At 66.1% G+C, this 17,379-nt stretch carries 15 protein-coding genes; 10 read left to right on the top strand and 5 right to left on the bottom strand.

All coding sequences use genetic code 11. The features are described 5' to 3' along the window. Positions 1 to 256: 256 nt before the first annotated feature. The gene (locus tag FOE78_RS19850; protein ID WP_143987812.1) at positions 257 to 1,003 is read left to right on the top strand and encodes an SDR family oxidoreductase; all 747 of its coding nucleotides are present in this window, start codon (positions 257 to 259) and stop codon (positions 1,001 to 1,003) included. 8 nt (positions 1,004 to 1,011) lie between these two features. Here FOE78_RS19850 and FOE78_RS19845 read toward each other — a convergent pair whose 3' ends face one another. Next, positions 1,012 to 2,280 (bottom strand): GNAT family N-acetyltransferase, encoded by a 1,269-nt coding sequence (locus FOE78_RS19845; protein WP_143987811.1) that lies wholly within the window; start codon positions 2,278 to 2,280, stop codon positions 1,012 to 1,014. A gap of 2 nt (positions 2,281 to 2,282) precedes the next feature. On the opposite strand from FOE78_RS19845, the gene pepN reads away from it, so the two are divergent. The 6 genes from pepN (at position 2,283) to FOE78_RS19815 (ending at position 10,742) form a co-directional block, all read left to right on the top strand. Beyond that, positions 2,283 to 4,796, top strand: coding sequence for an aminopeptidase N (gene pepN / locus FOE78_RS19840; protein WP_143987810.1), 2,514 nt, complete (start codon positions 2,283 to 2,285; stop codon positions 4,794 to 4,796). A 157-nt stretch (positions 4,797 to 4,953) separates the two neighbouring features. Continuing rightward, positions 4,954 to 6,615, top strand: a complete 1,662-nt coding sequence (locus tag FOE78_RS19835) for a peptide ABC transporter substrate-binding protein (protein WP_143987809.1) — start codon at positions 4,954 to 4,956, stop codon at positions 6,613 to 6,615. Positions 6,616 to 6,780: 165 nt separating this feature from the next. Next, the gene (locus FOE78_RS19830) at positions 6,781 to 7,701 is read left to right on the top strand and encodes an ABC transporter permease (protein WP_143987808.1); all 921 of its coding nucleotides are present in this window, start codon (positions 6,781 to 6,783) and stop codon (positions 7,699 to 7,701) included. Then, positions 7,694 to 8,650 (top strand): ABC transporter permease, encoded by a 957-nt coding sequence (locus FOE78_RS19825; protein ID WP_143987807.1) that lies wholly within the window; start codon positions 7,694 to 7,696, stop codon positions 8,648 to 8,650. The genes FOE78_RS19830 and FOE78_RS19825 overlap by 8 nt, the downstream gene beginning before the upstream one ends. A 2-nt stretch (positions 8,651 to 8,652) precedes the next feature. Beyond that, positions 8,653 to 9,729, top strand: coding sequence for an ABC transporter ATP-binding protein (locus tag FOE78_RS19820; protein WP_228265906.1), 1,077 nt, complete (start codon positions 8,653 to 8,655; stop codon positions 9,727 to 9,729). Then, positions 9,726 to 10,742, top strand: a complete 1,017-nt coding sequence (locus FOE78_RS19815) for an ABC transporter ATP-binding protein (RefSeq protein WP_143987806.1) — start codon at positions 9,726 to 9,728, stop codon at positions 10,740 to 10,742. The genes FOE78_RS19820 and FOE78_RS19815 overlap by 4 nt, the downstream gene beginning before the upstream one ends. Before the next feature lie 650 nt (positions 10,743 to 11,392). On the opposite strand, the gene FOE78_RS19810 is transcribed toward FOE78_RS19815, so the two are convergent. Next, complete coding sequence (locus FOE78_RS19810; RefSeq protein ID WP_143987805.1) at positions 11,393 to 11,923, bottom strand: hypothetical protein; 531 nt, start codon at positions 11,921 to 11,923, stop codon at positions 11,393 to 11,395. Between the two features lie 163 nt (positions 11,924 to 12,086). Between FOE78_RS19810 and FOE78_RS19805 the strand changes: the two genes are divergently transcribed. From FOE78_RS19805 to FOE78_RS19795, 3 genes are read left to right on the top strand one after another with little or no spacing between them, the layout of a single operon-like run. Beyond that, positions 12,087 to 12,932 (top strand): MBL fold metallo-hydrolase, encoded by an 846-nt coding sequence (locus FOE78_RS19805; RefSeq protein ID WP_143987804.1) that lies wholly within the window; start codon positions 12,087 to 12,089, stop codon positions 12,930 to 12,932. Positions 12,933 to 12,941: 9 nt separating this feature from the next. Further along, positions 12,942 to 13,853 carry an N-acetyl-1-D-myo-inositol-2-amino-2-deoxy-alpha-D-glucopyranoside deacetylase gene (gene mshB, locus FOE78_RS19800; RefSeq protein ID WP_228265905.1) on the top strand — a complete coding sequence of 304 codons (912 nt, stop codon included), beginning with the start codon at positions 12,942 to 12,944 and terminating at the stop codon, positions 13,851 to 13,853. 22 nt (positions 13,854 to 13,875) lie between these two features. After that, entirely contained in the window at positions 13,876 to 15,603 is a 1,728-nt protein-coding gene (locus tag FOE78_RS19795; protein ID WP_143987803.1) for a VanW family protein, read from the top strand. Between the two features lie 22 nt (positions 15,604 to 15,625). Here FOE78_RS19795 and FOE78_RS19790 read toward each other — a convergent pair whose 3' ends face one another. The 3 genes from FOE78_RS19790 to FOE78_RS19780 are packed head-to-tail and all read right to left on the bottom strand — an operon-like array spanning position 15,626 to position 17,317. Further along, entirely contained in the window at positions 15,626 to 16,030 is a 405-nt protein-coding gene (locus FOE78_RS19790) for a PIN domain-containing protein (protein ID WP_143987802.1), read from the bottom strand. Further along, complete coding sequence (locus FOE78_RS19785) at positions 16,015 to 16,257, bottom strand: type II toxin-antitoxin system Phd/YefM family antitoxin (RefSeq protein WP_228265904.1); 243 nt, start codon at positions 16,255 to 16,257, stop codon at positions 16,015 to 16,017. Before FOE78_RS19785 ends, FOE78_RS19790 begins: the two co-directional genes overlap by 16 nt. 43 nt (positions 16,258 to 16,300) lie before the next feature. Beyond that, the gene (locus tag FOE78_RS19780; RefSeq protein ID WP_143987800.1) at positions 16,301 to 17,317 is read right to left on the bottom strand and encodes a GNAT family N-acetyltransferase; all 1,017 of its coding nucleotides are present in this window, start codon (positions 17,315 to 17,317) and stop codon (positions 16,301 to 16,303) included. Positions 17,318 to 17,379: the final 62 nt, after the last annotated feature.

The raw sequence follows: 17,379 nt of genomic DNA, 5'->3' as shown, positions 1-17,379 counted from the left end.
GCTATGCGGTGTGACAATCTGTGTCACACCTGGGGCATCAGCCCGGTCGATCCGGGTGACGGAGGCCAGGTCGAGTCGCAGGTAACGGCGAGTCTGACCGGGTATCACCGGGGCGGCCCGGGTCGACCTTGTCATGTGCACAGCCGCCAGGCTGGAAGCAGAGAGCGATTGGACCCGCTCGCCACCTTGCCTCTTTTGTCGGCTCCTTGCGGATCGCCGCAGGAGTTCTCCACCCGAACAGAAAGGTGTCTTCATCATGAAGATTGTCGTCATCGGCGGAACCGGACGAATCGGCTCCAGGCTGATCGAGAAACTCAATGCACACGGTCATGACGCCGCTCCGGCATCACCGCAGACCGGCTGCAACACTCTCACCAATGAAGGCGTCGACGCAGCAGTCGCCGGAGCGGAGGTGCTCGTCGACGTCTCCAACTCACCGTCGTTCGCCGACGACGATGTGCTGAAGTTCTTCGTCACCGCAACCAACAATCTGATCGCCGCGGCCAAGGCCGCCGGTGTCGGCCACTACGTCGCTCTGTCCGTGGTTGGGAACGACCGACTGCCCGACAGCGGATATCTGCGAGCGAAGGCTGCCCAGGAGAAGTTGATCAAGGAATCCGGGATCGACTACACAATCGTGCGGGCGACCCAGTTCTTCGAGTTCACCACAGCGATTGCCGACGAGTCCATGATCGACGGCAAGCTCCACCTCCCGCCGGTGCACTATCAGCCGATGGCCGCCGATGACGTGTCGACTGCGGTCGCGCGTGCGACTGCCGGCTCTCCGGTGAATGGCGTGCGGGAGACCGGCGGCCCGGATCGGGTCCGAATGGATGAGTTCATTCCGGCCGCCCTGAAGGGCAACGGTGACATCCGCGAATTGGTCGTCGACCCGCACGCGAAGTACTTCGGTACCGAACTTGCCAACGATTCGCTCGTGCCCGGGCCCGATGCCGTCTTGGGGGCAACGACCTACGACACGTGGGTCGAGTCCAAGCGCTGAACCCTGTGTCAGAAGTGGTCGCGGATCCGGACCGGCCGGCCGGCGAAGATCGCGCCCCAGGCATCGTCGTCACCATCCGGTCCCCACAGCCCGCCGACGGTCCGGATGGCCGCTGGCGACTGCGCACCGGCGTAGGCCAGGGCCAGCCCGTTCGGTGTGAAGATCGGCAACTCCAACCGGCCCTGTGCCTCGGGGCCTGGGCCAAGATCGGCGAGCCGCCGGCAGTCGGCGCTGCCGTCGGCGAGGTCGAGCCGGTAGTGGCCGTCGATGCCGGTGATCGGATCACCGGACAGGCCGAACTCCAACGACAGTGAGAATCCCTGCGGAAAGCCGCGGGCCCGCATGGCGCCGGGCACGTCGATGATCTTGAGCATGTACGGGTCGCAGTTGCCTGGACGCCAATCCGAGCTGGGCAGCAGGTACCGCACCACGTCCAGCCCGGAGGTGTCCAGCGACAGCTGGCCGAGCAGGCCGGCGAAGGTGCCGAAGTCGGCCAGCAGGGCGCGGTAGCCGTCGGCCGCCGTTGCGATCAGATCGCTGATCTTGATCACCGCGTCGGCGCCCCAGTCCGATCCGCGCTGCCAGCTGGCGTAGCCGATCACCTCGCCGGAAGCGGGAGCGGAGTTGCCGGTGTCCCGGACGGCGACGGTGATGCCGGTGAACGCGGTGATCAACTCCTCGTCGGTGGTCGGGAAGGAGGGGCCGCGGCGGCTCAGCGGGCCGTTGTGCGCCGCCGCCCAGCCGTCGTAGAGCCGGCGAATTGCCGGCACGTCGGCGGCGGTGGCCCGCCGGGTGATCACTGCTTCGGGGCGGCGGATCCGTGCCAGGGCAGAGATCGGCACCCGAACCGGTTCGGCGGTGCCGATCACCTCGTAGCCCAGCCGGCGGTAGATCGCCGGGGCCGACGGGTAGAGCGTGGAGATCACCGCACCGCGCTCCCGGGCGGCGGCGTACAACTCGGTGAACAAGCCGGCGAGCAGCTTGCGGCCGCGATACTCGACCGCGACCGTGACGCCGCCGATGCCGCTGGTCGGCACCAGCCGGCCGCCGAACCAGGACTGGTAGTCGCGTTCGATCATCCGCGCCGCCATGATCGAGCCGTCGAAGGCGGCGAACGTGGTGGCACCCGGCCCGTCGGGTCCGGCCGGTTCGGACGGTGGCTGGGCCGGCATCCCGAACGCCTCGCCGGCCAGCCGGCGGGACTGCTCGTACTCATCGGGACTGCTGGGTTTGCGGATCGTCAGGTCCATGATCACATCATGGGGTAGCGTCGACATCCGTGCCCAGTCTGAGTCAGGTCGAGGCCCGTCAACGAGCCGAATTGATCACCGTCCGCAACACCCGGATCACCTTGGATCTCGGTGATCAACACGGTTCGGGGGAGTCCGAGTTCGGCTCGATCAGCACCGTCGACTTCGACGCGACTCCCGGGGCGCAGACCTTCCTCGACTTCAAGGGGGTACGACTCAACCGGGTCACCCTGAACGGCCGTCCGATCGACACGTCGGCCTGGTCCGACGAGCGGATCGCCCTGACCGATCTGCAGAGCACCAACACGGTCGTGGTGGACGGTGTGATGGCCTACTCCAGCGACGGCGAGGGCCTGCACCGGCACGTCGATCCCGCCGACGGCAAGATCTACCTGTACGCGATGAGCTTCCTCGACGCGGCTCCGCGCTGGTTCGCCTGCTTCGACCAGCCGGACCTGAAATCCCTGTACAGCTTGGAAGTCCTGGCTCCCGCAGACTGGACGATCCACGGCAACGGCCCCGCAGTCAAGGATCCTTCGACAGGCTCAGGACCCTTGACCCGGTGGACGATCACACCACAGCAGCCGTTGTCGACCTACTTCGTCACCCTGATCGCCGGCCCGTACGCCTCGATCTACTCCGAGCACGACGGGATCCCGTACGGCATCCACGTCCGGGCCTCGCTCGGCGACGCGCTGCAGCGCGAGGCCGACGACATCTTCACCGTCACCGGCCAGTGCTTCGACTACTACCACCGGATCTTCGGCGTCCGCTATCCGTTCGGCGAATACCACCAGGCCTTCGTGCCCGACTTCAACGCCGGTGCGATGGAGAACCCCGGCTGCGTCACCTTCCGGGACTCCTTCATCTATCGATCCCGGGCGACCCGCGCCGAGCGGGCCAGCCGGGCCGGCGTGATCGCACACGAGATGGCCCATCAGTGGTTCGGCGACCTCGTCACGATGGCTTGGTGGGACGACCTGTGGCTGAACGAGTCGTTCGCCGAGTACATGGCGCACCGCTGCTGCACCGAGGCGACCGACTACCCGCTGATGACCGAGTTCGGCATCGTCCGCAAGGCGTGGGGGTATGTCGTCGATCAGTCCGACGCGACCCACCCGGTGGCCGGCAACGGAGCGGTGGACGCGGCCACCGCGCTGCAGAATTTCGACGGCATCTCCTACGCCAAGGGCGCCGCCGTGTTGCTCCAGTTGGCCAGCTACCTCGGCGACGACGTGTTCCTGACCGGGTTGCGGCAGTACTTCGATGATCATCGTTTCGGCAACGCCGAGTTCGCCCAGTTGGTGGCCTGCTGGGACGCGGCCGGCGGAGTTGATCTTGATCGGTGGACCAAGGAGTGGCTGCTCACCGCCGGTCTGGACACCGTGCAGATCTGCAGCCTTGCCGACGGCAGCCGCGAGCTGGTCCGGACCCCGCCGGAGCAACGGCCGGCGCAACGGCTGCACGCCGTCGCCGTCGCCGCGGTTGGCGACGACGGCGCCCTGATCACCGCCGACCGGGCCGTGGTCGGTGATCTCGGTCAGCCGGTGCAGCGGCCGGACGGCGCGGTCGCGATGGTGCCGGACGCCCACGACGAGACCTGGGCCAAGATCAGATTCGAGTCGGCGGACTGGTCCGCGCTGACCGCTCGGCTGAGCAGGATCAGCGATCCGCGCACCCGGGTGGTGATCTTCAACAGCCTGCGTGATCAGGTCCGCGACGCCGAGCTGGATCCGCAGCAGGCACTGCAGGTGATCATCGACAACCTCGGCTCGGAGTCGGAGGACGTGATCGCGGCGAGCATGCTCACGTTCGCCCAACGCACACTGGCCGGCGCCTTCGCCCCGGTCGCCCAGCGCGCGTCCCGGCTCGCGTCGGTGCATCGGTTGGCGGACGAGATGCTGGCGGCCGCCGAACCCGGTTCGGATCGACAGCTGATCGCCTTCCGGGCAGCGATCACCAGTCAGGTCGACCAAGATCAACTCGACGCCTGGCGACGGGAACAGCAGCTGCCGGAAGGCATCGAGCTCGACCCGGAGCTGCGCTGGGCCGTCGTCACCCGGTTGTGCTCGCTGGCCGACCGGCCGGAGATCATCGACGAAACCTTGCGCGTCGACACCTCGGCCGCGGCCCAGGTCAACGCCGCCAGGGCCCGGGCGGCGCTGCCGACCGCAGCAGCCAAACAGGCCGCGTACCGGTTGCTCACCGAGCCGTCCGACCTCTCGGCCTACGAGCTGTACGCCACGGCCGAAGCGATGTTCGGCTACTCCGCCGAACAGGTCGCGCTGACCCGGGCGTACGCGTTGCGGTTCTTCGACGACATCGCCGGCACGGCCGAGTTCCGCTCCGGCTGGGTGCTCGGCAAGGTGCCCAGCCTGGCCTTCCCGATGGCGATCACCGAACCGGAGGTGCTGGCGCGGGCCGACCGGCTGCGCACGTCGATCGAGGCTCCGCCGGTGATCGCCCGGGTGATGGCCGAGGAGACCGATCCGCTGCGCCGGGCGCTGGCATCGGTGCAGCGGTTCGCCACAAGCGCGAATTGATGGTGGCCGGCGCGTTGTATCAAGAAAGTCTTGTGCCAACCAGGTCACGATCGGGTTTCTTCTTCTAGGGTGGCTCCGCGTCAGCCTTGTCGAGACGGCAGGGTTGCCGTCAGTAGCCCTGCGCTCGAGACAAGGGCGCTCGAAGTAGGAGGAATCCATGCGAGGACGCACTCGCGCAATGGCCGCTGCGGCTGGAATCGCAGCGGTCGCTTTGGTTGCAGCGGCTTGTGGTGGCGGCGGGTCCGAGACCGGCAACGACACCCAGACCAACGCGGCCAAGGCCACCGGCGGCGAAATCACCCTGCGAGGGTGTACGCCGCAGAATCCGCTGGTCGCCGGCAACACAGCCGAGGTTTGTGGCGGCAACATCCTGGACGCGTTCGTGGCTCGGCTGGTCAAGTACGACCCCAAGACCGCAAATCCGCAGAACGACATCGCCGAGAACATCGACACCTCGGACAACCAGAACTTCACCGTCAAAATCAAGAAGGGGTACAAGTTCTCCGACGGCACCGAGATCAAGGCCAAGAACTTCGTCGACGCCTGGAACTACACCGCCGCCGGCGAGAACGGCCAGCAGGGCTCGTACTTCTTCGAGCCGGTGGAAGGGTACGCCGACACCCAATGCGGTGCCGGCAAGGACGGTGAGGCCGACTGCAAGGGGCATCCGGCCAAGACCGACAAACTCACCGGGCTGAAGGTGGTCGACGACTACACGTTCTCGATCAAGACCACCGAGAAGGTCTCGAACCTGCCGGTGCGCTTGGGCTACACCGCCTTCGCGCCGCAGCCGGACGCGTTCTTCGCCGACCCGGATTCGTTCAAGACCAAGCCGATCGGCGCCGGCCCGTACCAGGTCGACAGTGTCAGCGACACCTCGATCGCGCTGAGCAAGAACAAGAACTACTCCGGCGAATTCGGTGGCAACGTCGACAAGATCACGTTTAAGATCTACAACGACGAAGGCGCGGCCTACAACGACGTGGTGGCCAATCAGCTCGACTACACCGACATCATCCCGACCGACCGGTTGGTCGGAAACGGTTACCAGAACGAGCTTCCGGACCGCTGGCTGAAGCAGCCGCAGGGCGTCATCCAGGCGATCGGATTCTCGCCGAACGACGCGCAACTGAAGAACGCCAACATGCGCAAGGCGATCTCGATGGCGATCAATCGCGACGAGATCACCAAGCAGATCTACAACGGACGCTCGACTCCGGCCGACAGCTGGGTGTCCCCGGTGGTGGACGGTTACAACAAGGGCGCCTGCGGTGACGTGTGCACCTTCGATGCCGCCAAGGCCAAGCAGCTCTACACCGAGGCCGGTGGATACAAGGGCACCTTGACCTTTGCAGTCAATCAGGACGGTGGTCACCGGGCGATGGCCGAGGCGGTCTGTAACCAGTTGAAGAACAACCTGGGCGTGAACTGCGTGGCCAAGATCGAACCGGACTTCAAGACCCTGCGGGACGAGCTGAACAACCGCGAGTTGAACGGCATCTTCCGCAACGGCTGGCAGATGGACTACCCGTCGATCGAGAACTTCCTGGCCCCGATCTACGCCAAGGGCGCGGCCAGCAACGACACCCGCTACAACAACCCGGAATTCCAGAAGCTGCTGTCGCAGGCAGCTGCGGCTCCCAGCACGGACGAGGCCAACAAGCTTTACCAGGAAGCCGAATCCCATCTGGCGCAGGACGTGCCGACCTTCCCGACCTGGACCGACGACGCCTTGGTGGCCTGGTCGGATCGGGTCAGCAATGTGAAGGTGAACGCCTTCGGCGTGCTGGACTACGCGTCCATTCAGGTCAAGCAGTGATCAACCTGACCGACCCGACAGTCTGACCCGTCCTACCCGCCGACAAGCGTGAGTTGTGGCGATTCGGCCGAACGCGCCGGATCGCCACAACCACGCCCGGGACTCCCGCAATCGACGACGACCACGCCGACGTGGGGCCCGACGTAACGATTGAGGAGGCAGCGCGTGATCAGTTACATCGTGCGCAGGATTCTCCAGATGATCCCGGTCGTCCTCGGGGCGACCTTCATCCTGTACGCGGCCGTGTTCGCCCTGGGCAACCCGGCCGAGGGACGCTGCGGGGAGCGGCCTTGCCCACCGGCCTACGTGGCCAAGTTCACCGAGGAGTACAACCTCGACAAGCCGCTGATCGTGCAGTACATGCTGTATCTGGGAAAGCTGCTGCACGGTGATCTGGGCACCAACTTCTACGGCAACTCGGTCGCGCACGAACTGGCCATCCGCTATCCGACCACGATCAAGTTGGCGTTCATCGCACTGATGTGCGAGATCGTCGTCGGCATCGTCGCCGGAGTGTTCGCCGGGGTCTTCCGTGGCCGGTTCGTCGACTATCTGGTGACCGTGTCCAGCCTGTTCGTGATCTCGGTGCCGGTGTTCGTCCTCGGTAGCGTCGCCCAGCTGCTCTTCGGTGTCCGGTGGGGGATCTTCCCGGTCACCGCCAGCGAAGGGACCTGGTATCAACTCTTGTTACCTGGTTTCGTTCTCGGCTCGCTGCAGATCGCCTACGTGGCTCGATTGACCCGTACCAGTCTGGTCGAGAACGTGCGGTCCGATTACGTCCGGACGGCCCGGGCCAAGGGGCTGGCCCCGTCCCGAGTGACGGGTGTGCACACGCTGCGCAACTCGTTGATCCCGGTGATCACCCAGATCGGCACCGACATCGGCCTGCTGATGGGCGGCGCGATCGTCACCGAACGGATCTTCAACATCAACGGGGTCGGTTTCTTCATCTGGCGCAGTCTGAACCAGAAGGACGGCGTCTCGGTGGTCGGCGCGGTGCTGGTCCTGGTGCTGGTCTACCTGCTCGCCAACCTGATCGTCGACATCCTGTACGGCGTACTCGACCCGAGGATCAGCAATGACTGAACCGATCACCGAGCGGCCGGACCTGCCGGTCGCGCCGACCGAACCGCCGGCCGACGAGATCGGCAAGAAGCAGCGCCGGCCGCGGTCGGGCTGGGTTGACGCCTGGTACGAGCTGCGCCGCAGCCCGGTGTTCTGGGTGTCCGCGGTGTTGATCTTGCTGTTCTTCGCGATGGCGGTGGTGCCGCAACTCTTCACCTCCGTCGATCCGACCTATGCGGACCTGTCCAAGGCGCGGCAGAAGCCGTCGGCCGAACACTGGTTCGGGATGGACGGTCAGGGCGCGGATGTCTACGCCAGAACGATTTACGGCGCTCGGGCGTCGATCCTGGTCGGCGCCGGGACGGCGCTGGTGACGTTGATCTTCGGCGGTTTCATGGGTGTGATGGCTGCCTACTTCGGCGGCTGGCTGGACGCGGTGCTGCAACGGACCGGGGAGATCTTCATGGCCTTCCCGCTGTTGCTCGGCGGGCTGTTGATCTTGTATCAGTTCCCCGCCGATCCGGACGATCCGTACGCGCTGCAGGTGGCCCGGATCATCCTCATCCTGTCCGCCTTCGGCTGGCCGGTGACCGCCCGGATCATGCGCTCCAGCGTCATGCAGGTGTTGCCGAACGACTACATCCAGTCCGCCCGCGCCCTGGGCGGTGGCGGCTTCCGGATCATCTTCTCCCACGTCGTACCGAATGCGATCGCGGCTTCCATCGTGGTCTCCACCATCAACCTGGGTGTCTACATGGGGGTCGAGGCCACGTTGTCCTATCTGGCGATCGGATTCCAGCCGCCGGTGATCTCCTGGGGTGTGGCGATCTCCGACGCCTCCGGTATCGGACTGATCCGCGCGGCACCGCACATGTTGTTGTTCCCCAGCCTGTTCCTGTCCGTTGCCGTGCTGGCCTTCATCATGCTCGGCGACGCGGTCCGGGATGCGCTTGATCCGAGACTGAGGTGATCATGACCGAGACGATGCGCAGCAACACCAAGATCAACAAGGACGGCACGGAGACCATCGGCAACCTCTGGCAGCCCGGACCGGATGGCCTGCTGCTGGAGGTCGACGACCTGCAGGTCGAATTCCGCATCCGAGAGGGCGTGGCGAAAGCGATCAACGGCGTCAGCTTCGACCTGTACGAGGGCCAGACCCTGGCGGTTCTCGGCGAGTCCGGCTCCGGCAAGTCGGTGACCGCGCAGGCGATCATGGGCATCCTGGACAGCCCGCCCGGCTACATCACCGGCGGGCAGGTCCGCTACTGCGGCACCGATGTGCTGAAACTGCCGGAAGCCCAACGCCGCAAGGTCAGAGGTCCGGAGATCTCGATGGTCTTCCAGGACGCGTTGAGCGCGCTGAACCCGGTGTTCCCGGTCGGCTGGCAGATCGCCGAGATGTTCCGCAAACACCGCGGGATGAACAAGTCCGACGCGATGAAACGTGCCGTCGAGCTGATGGAACGGGTGCAGATCCCCGGTGCGAACCAGCGGGTGAAGGCCTATCCGCATCAGTTCTCCGGCGGCATGCGACAGCGGATCATGATCGCGATGGCGATCGCACTGGACCCGGCGGTGCTGATCGCCGACGAGCCGACCACGGCACTGGACGTGACCGTGCAGGCACAGATCATGCGGCTGCTGGCCGATCTGCAGGACGAGCGCCGGATGGGGTTGATCCTGATCACTCATGATCTTGGTGTGGTGGCCGACGTTGCCGACCGGATCGCGGTGATGTATGCCGGCAAGATCGTCGAGCAGGCAGACGTGTTCGACCTGTACGCGGCCCCGGCGCACCCGTACACCAAGGGCCTGCTGGAGTCGATCCCGCGACTTGATCAGAAGGGCCAGCAGCTGGCCGCGATCGGGGGCCTGCCGCCGAATCTGACCGCAATTCCGCCGGGGTGTCCCTTCCATCCGCGCTGCCGGTATGCGCAGGATGTCTGTCGTGCCGGTTCGCCGCCGGAACTGCGTGACGTGGGCCTGCAACGTCGGGCCGCGTGTCACTTTGCCGAGGATGTGCTTGCAGAAGGAGTCAGCCGATGAGTACCCAGACCGGTGTCGGCACCGAGGTGATCTTGAAGGCCGAAGGGCTGGTCAAGCACTACCCGATCAGGGCCGGCGTGTTCCGCCGTACGGTCGGCCACGTCAAGGCGGTCGACGGGGTCGACTTCGAGCTCTACCGCGGCGAGACGCTGGGCATCGTCGGCGAGTCCGGCTGCGGAAAGTCGACCCTGGGCCGGCTGCTGATGCGGCTGGAGGAACCGACCGCCGGCAAGCTCACCTTCGACGGCGTCGACGTGTACGCCCAGAAGGGCAACGCGATGCGCCGGCTGCGCCGCGACATCCAGATCGTCTTCCAGGACCCGTACACCTCGCTGAATCCGCGCAAGACGGTGGCCGAGATCGTCGGCGAGCCGTTCGACATCCACCCGTCGGTGCTGCCGCGCGGTGATCGTCGCAAGCGGGTGCAGGAGTTGCTCGAGCTGGTCGGGCTGAATCCGGAGCATCTGCATCGCTATCCGCATCAGTTCTCCGGCGGTCAGCGGCAGCGGATCGGCATTGCCCGCGGGCTGGCGCTGAACCCGAAGGTGATCATCTGCGACGAGCCGGTGTCCGCGCTGGACGTGTCGGTGCAGGCTCAGGTGGTCAACCTGCTCAAGGATCTGCAGACCGAGCTGGGTCTGTCGTACGTGTTCATCGCCCATGATCTTTCGGTGGTCCGGCACATCTCCGACCGGGTCGCGGTGATGTACCTCGGCAAGATCGCCGAGATCGGTGATGATCAACAGATCTACGAGCACGCCACCCACCCGTACACCCAGGCGTTGCTGTCGGCGGTGCCGGTGCCGGACCCGACTCAGCGCCAGAACAAGAATCAGATCGTGCTGACCGGCGACGTACCGAGTCCGGCAAACCCGCCCACCGGCTGCCGCTTCCACACCCGCTGCTGGAAGGCCCAGGATCGCTGCTCGGTCGAGGAACCGATCCTGATCCCGCGCCCCGACGGCATCGACGAACACGACTCCGCCTGCCACTTCGCCGAGCCGATGAGTTGATCCAACCAGGGCCGCTGAGCTTGTCGAAGGGCCGGGACGCGAGCGCTGATTGGTGGTCAGTCGGGTATTCGGGTCTTTGTGCGCGCGACATCCGGTCCGCACGATGCCCTGGTCGCCGAGCGCGTTGGAGACGGCCCGGTTGATTGGGCGGTAGTCGGGCATCGTACGGACGGCCAGTCCCATCCACGTCGCGCGCGCAAAGATCCGAACACCCGCCTTCGGCATCCGCCGCGCGGCCAAGGACTGTGCGACGCGCTATTCGGGCGAAGCCTCGCGCACCACCCCCGGATCGTCGCCAACCCGAGCGAATCGGCGAGTGTGCGCAAACGCACCGTTTGCACGCGCCAGAGAGCGCGAGTGTGCGAAGAAGCACCGTTCTCGTCCCTATCGGCGAAGAAATCGGTGCGCTAGCGCACATTCGCGGTCTTCGGCTCGCTCGGACGGTGCGTTAGCGCACACTAGCGGTGCATCGGCGCTCACGTCGACGATCGCGCTGAGCGTCTCAGCGAGGCACTCCTCGGTCGGTGACGGTGTCGTGGGCTGTGGCCCGATGGCCGGGAGCGAGAATCGCTGCACTCGTTGGTGTGAAGGGATCCGTCAACGAACCGAGGGTGCGTTCGACCAGTTCTGTGCACCGCGGGTCGCCGCGTTCACAATCGATGCCGCTGGCGGGTGAGCACGCTGGTCAACGCTGTCGAGATCACGAAGATCATGCTCGGGATGGTGAAAAAGCGCAGTTGCTCGGACAGGTCATGATGCAGCCCCTCGGCGTTTAAGATCAGCTGGACGAGCAGCGCGACGGCCAGCCCGATCACCATGCCGATGGTCCAGGCCAGACCGGGTGACTGACTCTTCCATGTCTTGGTCTGGATGACTCCGTTCAGCGCACCGACAGCGGCGCCGAGCACGACCGAGGCGACTGTGCCGAAGATCAAATAGACCAGCAGCAAGGTTGCCCATTCGGCGGTCTGGGGCATCAGCGCCCGGCTGGTCGCTCCTGCCGTGTGAACGCCGAGCTGGAACAGCAGCAAGCAGGCCACGTACAGCAAGGAAGCGCCGAAACTCACCGTCGCCCCGACCAGGGCACCGGTCCGGCCCAGCTGGGTCGGCACCATCAGGTCCGGCTCGAGCTCTGGATCGTCGGCCACGTTCACCACCTGCGAACTCCTCACCGGACTCACCGAACACCTCTTCCTGAACTAGCCGCGAGCAACGGCTGGATCACGATAGATCTCCGGCCGAAGCCAGCGGGTCGGCTGACAGCGGGCGCTCAGCGGCGCCCCAAGTTCAGGCTTGACTCGTACACCTTGACCTCGACCCGGGTTGAGGGGCTTGGCTGGGGTCATGGACATCTACCTCTGTCGCACCTGCGGCAACGCATTTCCGATCGATCAGGACCTGCCCGGGGTGTGCCCGATCTGTGCCGACGACCGGCAGTGGGTGCCCCAGGACGGCCAGCAATGGACCAAATGCTCCGAGATCGCCGGTGATCACGAATTCGGGTTCGTCGAGGTCGAGCCGGGGCTGACTCGGCTGGAAGTCAGGCCCACGTTCGGGATCGGGCAGAAGACGATGTTGATCAAGACCCCGACCGGTCAATTGGTCTGGGAGCCGAACGGGGTCGTCACCGACGCCATGCTCACCGCTGCCGCCGAGAACGGTGGCGTGGCGGCGGTGTCGGCCAGCCATCCGCACCTGGTCGGGGCGGCCGCGGTCTGGGCCCGCGAGTTCGACGTACCGCTCTACTTCAACGCCGACGATCGGCGCTGGATCAGCCATCCCGACGACCGGATCGGGCTCTGGCGGGATCGGCTCGAGATCCTTCCCGGCATCACCTTGGTGCAGGCCGGCGGACACTTTCCCGGCAGCTCGGTGGCGCACTGGGCCGACGGCGCGGACGGTCGCGGGGTGCTGTTCAGCGGCGACACCATCGCCGTCACGCCGAACCGGACCGCCAGCTTCATGCGATCGTTCCCCAACTACCTGCCGCTGTCGGTGCGGCTGGTGCGGCAGATCGTCGCCGCCGTGGAGCCGTACGACTACGACCGGATCTACGGCGCGTTCGGCACCTGCATCGAGTCCGACGCCAAGCGGGTGGTGGCCGAATCGGCCGAGCGTTATCTCGGCTGGCTGACCGATGCGATTTGCGACCCGGACGAGCGTTCGTTGACTGTCGGCGGCATTTCGTAGGCTTGCGCCGTGACTTCTGAGCTTCCCGACCGGCGCCTGATGCTGGTCCACGCCCATCCCGACGACGAATCCATCGGCACCGGCATCACCATGGCGAAGTACGTCGCCGAGGGTGCCGGCGTGACGCTGGTGACCTGCACCCTCGGCGAGGAGGGCGAGGTGCTGGTGCCCGACCTCGTACATCTCGGCGCCGAGGAAGAGGATCGGCTCGGCCCGCACCGGATCACCGAACTGCACAACGCGATGGCCGCGCTCGGCGTCACCGACTACGTCCGGCTCGGCGGCGACTACCGCTTCCGGGACTCCGGGATGAAGTGGGAGGGGCACCTTGCGGTGCCGCGGGACGCGCTGCGGGACGGGATCTTCTGGACCACCGACCTGCTCACCTCGGCCAACGAACTGGTGCCGCTGATCCGCGATCGCAAGCCGCAGGTGCTGGTCACCTACGACGAGGTCGGCGCCTACGGCCATCCCGACCACATCCAGGCCCACCGGGTGGCGATGTACGCCTATCTGCTGGCCGGGGTGCCGACCTACCGCCCCGATCTCGGCGAGCCGTGGACGGTCCGCCGGGTGCTCTGGACCGCCAACAGCGAGACCCGGATGCGTGAAGGCATTCGGGCGTTGCGGGCGGCCGGCGACACCACCACCTGGGAGGGCGTCGATCCCGATGTGGCCGGCTCACTGCCGATGACGGTGCCGGACGAGTCGATCGTCGCCGAGGTTCGCGGACCGGAGTACGTCGACCGCAAGATCGCCGCGCTGCGCGCCTACCCGACCCAGATCGCCCAGGACAGCTGGTTCTTCACCGCCACCGAAACGATCGAGGACTTCTGGGCCGCCGAGCACTTCCGGCTCGCGGCCGGAGAACCGTTCCCCGATTCCGACAAGTGGGCCGACGACCTGTTCGTCGGGCTCTGAATCGCGGTTGGGGGACAGCGACATGACGGGGGAGAAGTCCGCGCCACCGGCGCGGAGCAGGGCCAAGGTCGTCGGACTCGGTGCCGGCGCGGTGGTGGTGCTCGCCTTCGGGCTCTATCTGATCGGCTACCTGATGACCGGCGACAAGACCGCGCGGAATGCTTCGGTGGCAGGGATCCCGATCGGCGGCATGAGCCGGACCGACGCGGTCGAGCAGCTGCAGCAGGCGCTCGGACCGAGGGCCACGGAACCGATCGCGGTCACGATCGACAACCGCAGTGCCGAGGTCGATCCGGCCGATGCAGGTGTCGGCGTCGACTACCAGGCGACCGTCGACCGGGTCGGCATCGGCCGGAGCCTCGATCCGCGCCGGATCTGGGCCGGGCTGACCGGTGGGCACGAGGTCGATCCGGTGATCGCGACCGACAACGCGAAGCTGAAGGCTGCGGTCGACGGGCTGGCCGACGACCATGATCGCAAGCCGAAGGACGCGAAGATCAAGATCAACGACTCCGATCAGCCGAAGATCAACAGTACGAAGATGATCACCGGACTGTCGTTGGACCGTGCCGCGGCGGCACGGGCGATCCCGGACGGTCTGCTCGCCGAAGAGCCGGTGGCGCTGCCGGTCCGGACATCGCAGCCGCAGATCACCGACGACGAGGTGGCGAAGTTGATCAAGGACCGGGTGCAGCCGGCGTTGTCCGGCCCAGTCACGGTGACCGCCGACAGCAGCCAGGCCGAGATCACGCCGGCGATGATCGCCAAAGCGATCGAGATCGACCAGACCCACGGCAGACCAACCGCAACGCTCAACGCCAGAACGCTTCACCAGAAAGCGAAATCGGCACTGGCGACGTTCGACACCAAGAAGGCGACTGACGCCACGATCAAGATCAAGAACGGCAAGCCGACCGTGGTCGAGGGCAAGCCGGGCACCGGGATCTCGGCCGACGAGCTGGCCACGGCCGTCGACGCGGCCATGACCAAGACTGGCAGCGAGCGGACGGCAGCGGTCCAGACCACCGAGGTCGAGCCGGAGTTCAACACGGCCGACGCGCACAAGCTCGGCGTCGAGGAAGTGACCGGCGAATTCACCACCCACTACCCGTACGCCGAATACCGCAACGTCAACATCGGCCGGGCCGCCGAGTTGATCAACGGCACCTTGCTGAAGCCGGGGGAGACCTTCAGTCTGAACAAGGTGGTCGGCGAACGAACCCGGGCGAACGGCTTCACCGAGGGCAGCATCATCACCGGCGGCCGATTCAAGCAGGAGTTGGGCGGCGGCGTCTCGCAGAGCGCGACCACCACCTACAACGCGATGTTCTTCGCCGGCCTCGAGGACATTCAGCACCAGCCGCACACGCTCTACATCGACCGCTACCCGGCGGGCCGGGAGGCCACAGTCGCCTGGCCGACGCTGGACCTGAAGTTCCGCAACAACACCGACTACGGCGTGTTGGTGCAGGCCAAACTGAAGAAGGCCGAGCCGGGCGGTCAGGGTTCCCTGACCGTGCGGATGTGGTCGACCAAGACCTACGACAAGATCGAATCGACCGAACCGGTGAAGTCGAACTTCACCACCGGCCGCGACCTCACCGACGACAGCGCGACTTGTGTCGCGACCGCGCCGGTGCAGGGATTCGACGTCAGCTATTCGCGGCTGTTCTACCGCGACGGCAACCAGGTGAAGAAGGAAGACTTCGCCTGGACCTACCACCCCACCGATCGCCGCACTTGCGTCTGAGTCGGAGCCCGGTGCGGCCCGCTCAGTCGATCGTGATGCACTCGACGCCGGGCAATTCTCCGAAGCGCGCCTGCCGATCTCGGGTCAGCACGATGCGGTTGGTGGCGACCGCCGTGGCGGCGATGATCAAGTCATGGGCGCCACGTTTGGCCCCGGCCCGGTGGACATGGGCGAGCAGGCGGCCATGCACTTCGGCCGCAGCAAGGTCGTACGACTGGATCGGCAGGGTTTCCAGTACCCGGACCAGGAACTCGCTGCGATTGGCGCGATGCGCGTCGGAGGCGAGTTCGATTCCGGTGCGGAGTTCGGCGACCGTGATCGCAGCGATCACCAGATCGTCGTCGTCCTCGATGACCTCCTGCAGTGGGGGGCCGCCGCGTTCGGAGTTGATCAGGATTCCGGTGTCGAGGATCAGCCGGCGAGCCATTGCGGATCCTGGAGTTCGACCGACTCGCGCGCAGCTGCGACATCGCCGGCGAATTCATCGTCAACCAAGCCGGCCGACAGCAATTCGGCAACGCCTCGACCGTTTCCGGACGGTGCCGGACCAATCGTTGCTACCCGTCGCCCGCCACGGGTCACGATGGTGGTTTCACCGCGCTCCGCGTCGTCGAGCAGCGCGGCGAACGATCGACTGGCCTCGGTTGCTGTCATGGTCCGCATGCGATCAGATTATCTGATCCGGGCAAGTCTGGACTTAGACCGGCGCCGGTGCGAGGTAGCGGTAATCGTGATGGCGTACGAAGCCGAGCCGCGAGTAGGCAGCAATGGCGCCGGCGTTCTCCTGGGCCACCTGCAGATAGCCGTAGCGGGCGCCGCGCCGGGCTGCCCAGTGCGCGAGCTCGCGGATGATCATGGTCGCCAGGCCTTGACGACGGAACGCCGGATCGGTCCACAGGCCGGCGATGCCGAGCCAGTCGGCGGTGATCTGGCCACGTCCCAGCGCGACCAGCCGGCCGTCGTGGTGCACCGATGCCAGTCCGACCGGTGGATTGTTGATCAAGATCCGGCGCGCGGTTTCATGATCGGGAATCGGCCGGTACTGCAGATAGCCCTGCCACCAGTCCTCGGTGAGCTGCTCGGCGACCTGCACTCGGTCGGTGCGCCGATGATCACCGACCACCGCGCCGAGCGTGCCCGTCATCACCGTGGTCGGCACGTAGGTCGGCTGCCAACCAAGATCAACAAGTCGGCGGTCCGGCACCGAGTCGGTGATCACCTGCACCCACGGCGGCAGCCCCGCGGCCTGGTACTGCTCGATGATCAACTTCGACGCCTCGGGATAGGGAAGTCCCGGATCGCCTACTGCCAAACAGGAATTGGCCCGTCCGGTGAAGCCGTTGCCGAAGCGCAGCGTCCATCCGTGATGCCCGGGCAGCAGGGGTGCGGACTCGTCGATCCAGCCCTGCATCGCGATCCGTTCCAGTTCCTCGGCCGTCGTCCTGCTCACCGGACGACCGCCGGGGACCGGTGGCACGCGCTTGGCCAGGATGATCCGATCGCGATCCACCAGCGCCGGCTGTGGACGACCGTCCGGGGCGGGCGGCTGTACTCGTACCTGGTCGTCGTCGAGCCCGACCACCCAGCCCACCACGTCGGTCGCCGAACCGTCGGTGAGGCGGTAGCGAATGGTCACCCGGTCGTCGATCCCCAGCGGTGGCACCATTGCGGACAGCGCGTCGGCTCCGATCGCGCGGGGCGGTGTCTGGTCCATCAGGCGGCATTCCTGTCCAGATAGGGGGCTTCCTTCGATTCCCGGCGGTCAAGGCGCGATAC

The organism is Microlunatus elymi, assembly GCF_007362775.1.
Classification (GTDB): domain Bacteria; phylum Actinomycetota; class Actinomycetes; order Propionibacteriales; family Propionibacteriaceae; genus Microlunatus; species Microlunatus elymi.
This window is presented reverse-complemented; position numbering and strand designations above follow the sequence as displayed.

Bases quoted from the DNA above. Each gene is read 5' to 3' on its own strand.
- FOE78_RS19850 (WP_143987812.1), top strand. From the start codon at position 257: ATGAAGATTGTCGTCATCGGCGGAACCGGACGAATCGGCTCCAGGCTG.
- FOE78_RS19845 (WP_143987811.1), bottom strand. From the start codon at position 2,280: ATGTCGACGCTACCCCATGATGTGATCATGGACCTGACGATCCGCAAA.
- FOE78_RS19835 (WP_143987809.1), top strand. From the start codon at position 4,954: ATGCGAGGACGCACTCGCGCAATGGCCGCTGCGGCTGGAATCGCAGCG.
- FOE78_RS19825 (WP_143987807.1), top strand. From the start codon at position 7,694: ATGACTGAACCGATCACCGAGCGGCCGGACCTGCCGGTCGCGCCGACC.
- FOE78_RS19820 (WP_228265906.1), top strand. From the start codon at position 8,653: ATGACCGAGACGATGCGCAGCAACACCAAGATCAACAAGGACGGCACG.
- FOE78_RS19815 (WP_143987806.1), top strand. From the start codon at position 9,726: ATGAGTACCCAGACCGGTGTCGGCACCGAGGTGATCTTGAAGGCCGAA.
- FOE78_RS19805 (WP_143987804.1), top strand. From the start codon at position 12,087: ATGGACATCTACCTCTGTCGCACCTGCGGCAACGCATTTCCGATCGAT.
- FOE78_RS19795 (WP_143987803.1), top strand. From the start codon at position 13,876: ATGACGGGGGAGAAGTCCGCGCCACCGGCGCGGAGCAGGGCCAAGGTC.
- FOE78_RS19790 (WP_143987802.1), bottom strand. From the start codon at position 16,030: ATGGCTCGCCGGCTGATCCTCGACACCGGAATCCTGATCAACTCCGAA.
- FOE78_RS19785 (WP_228265904.1), bottom strand. From the start codon at position 16,257: ATGACAGCAACCGAGGCCAGTCGATCGTTCGCCGCGCTGCTCGACGAC.
- FOE78_RS19780 (WP_143987800.1), bottom strand. From the start codon at position 17,317: ATGGACCAGACACCGCCCCGCGCGATCGGAGCCGACGCGCTGTCCGCA.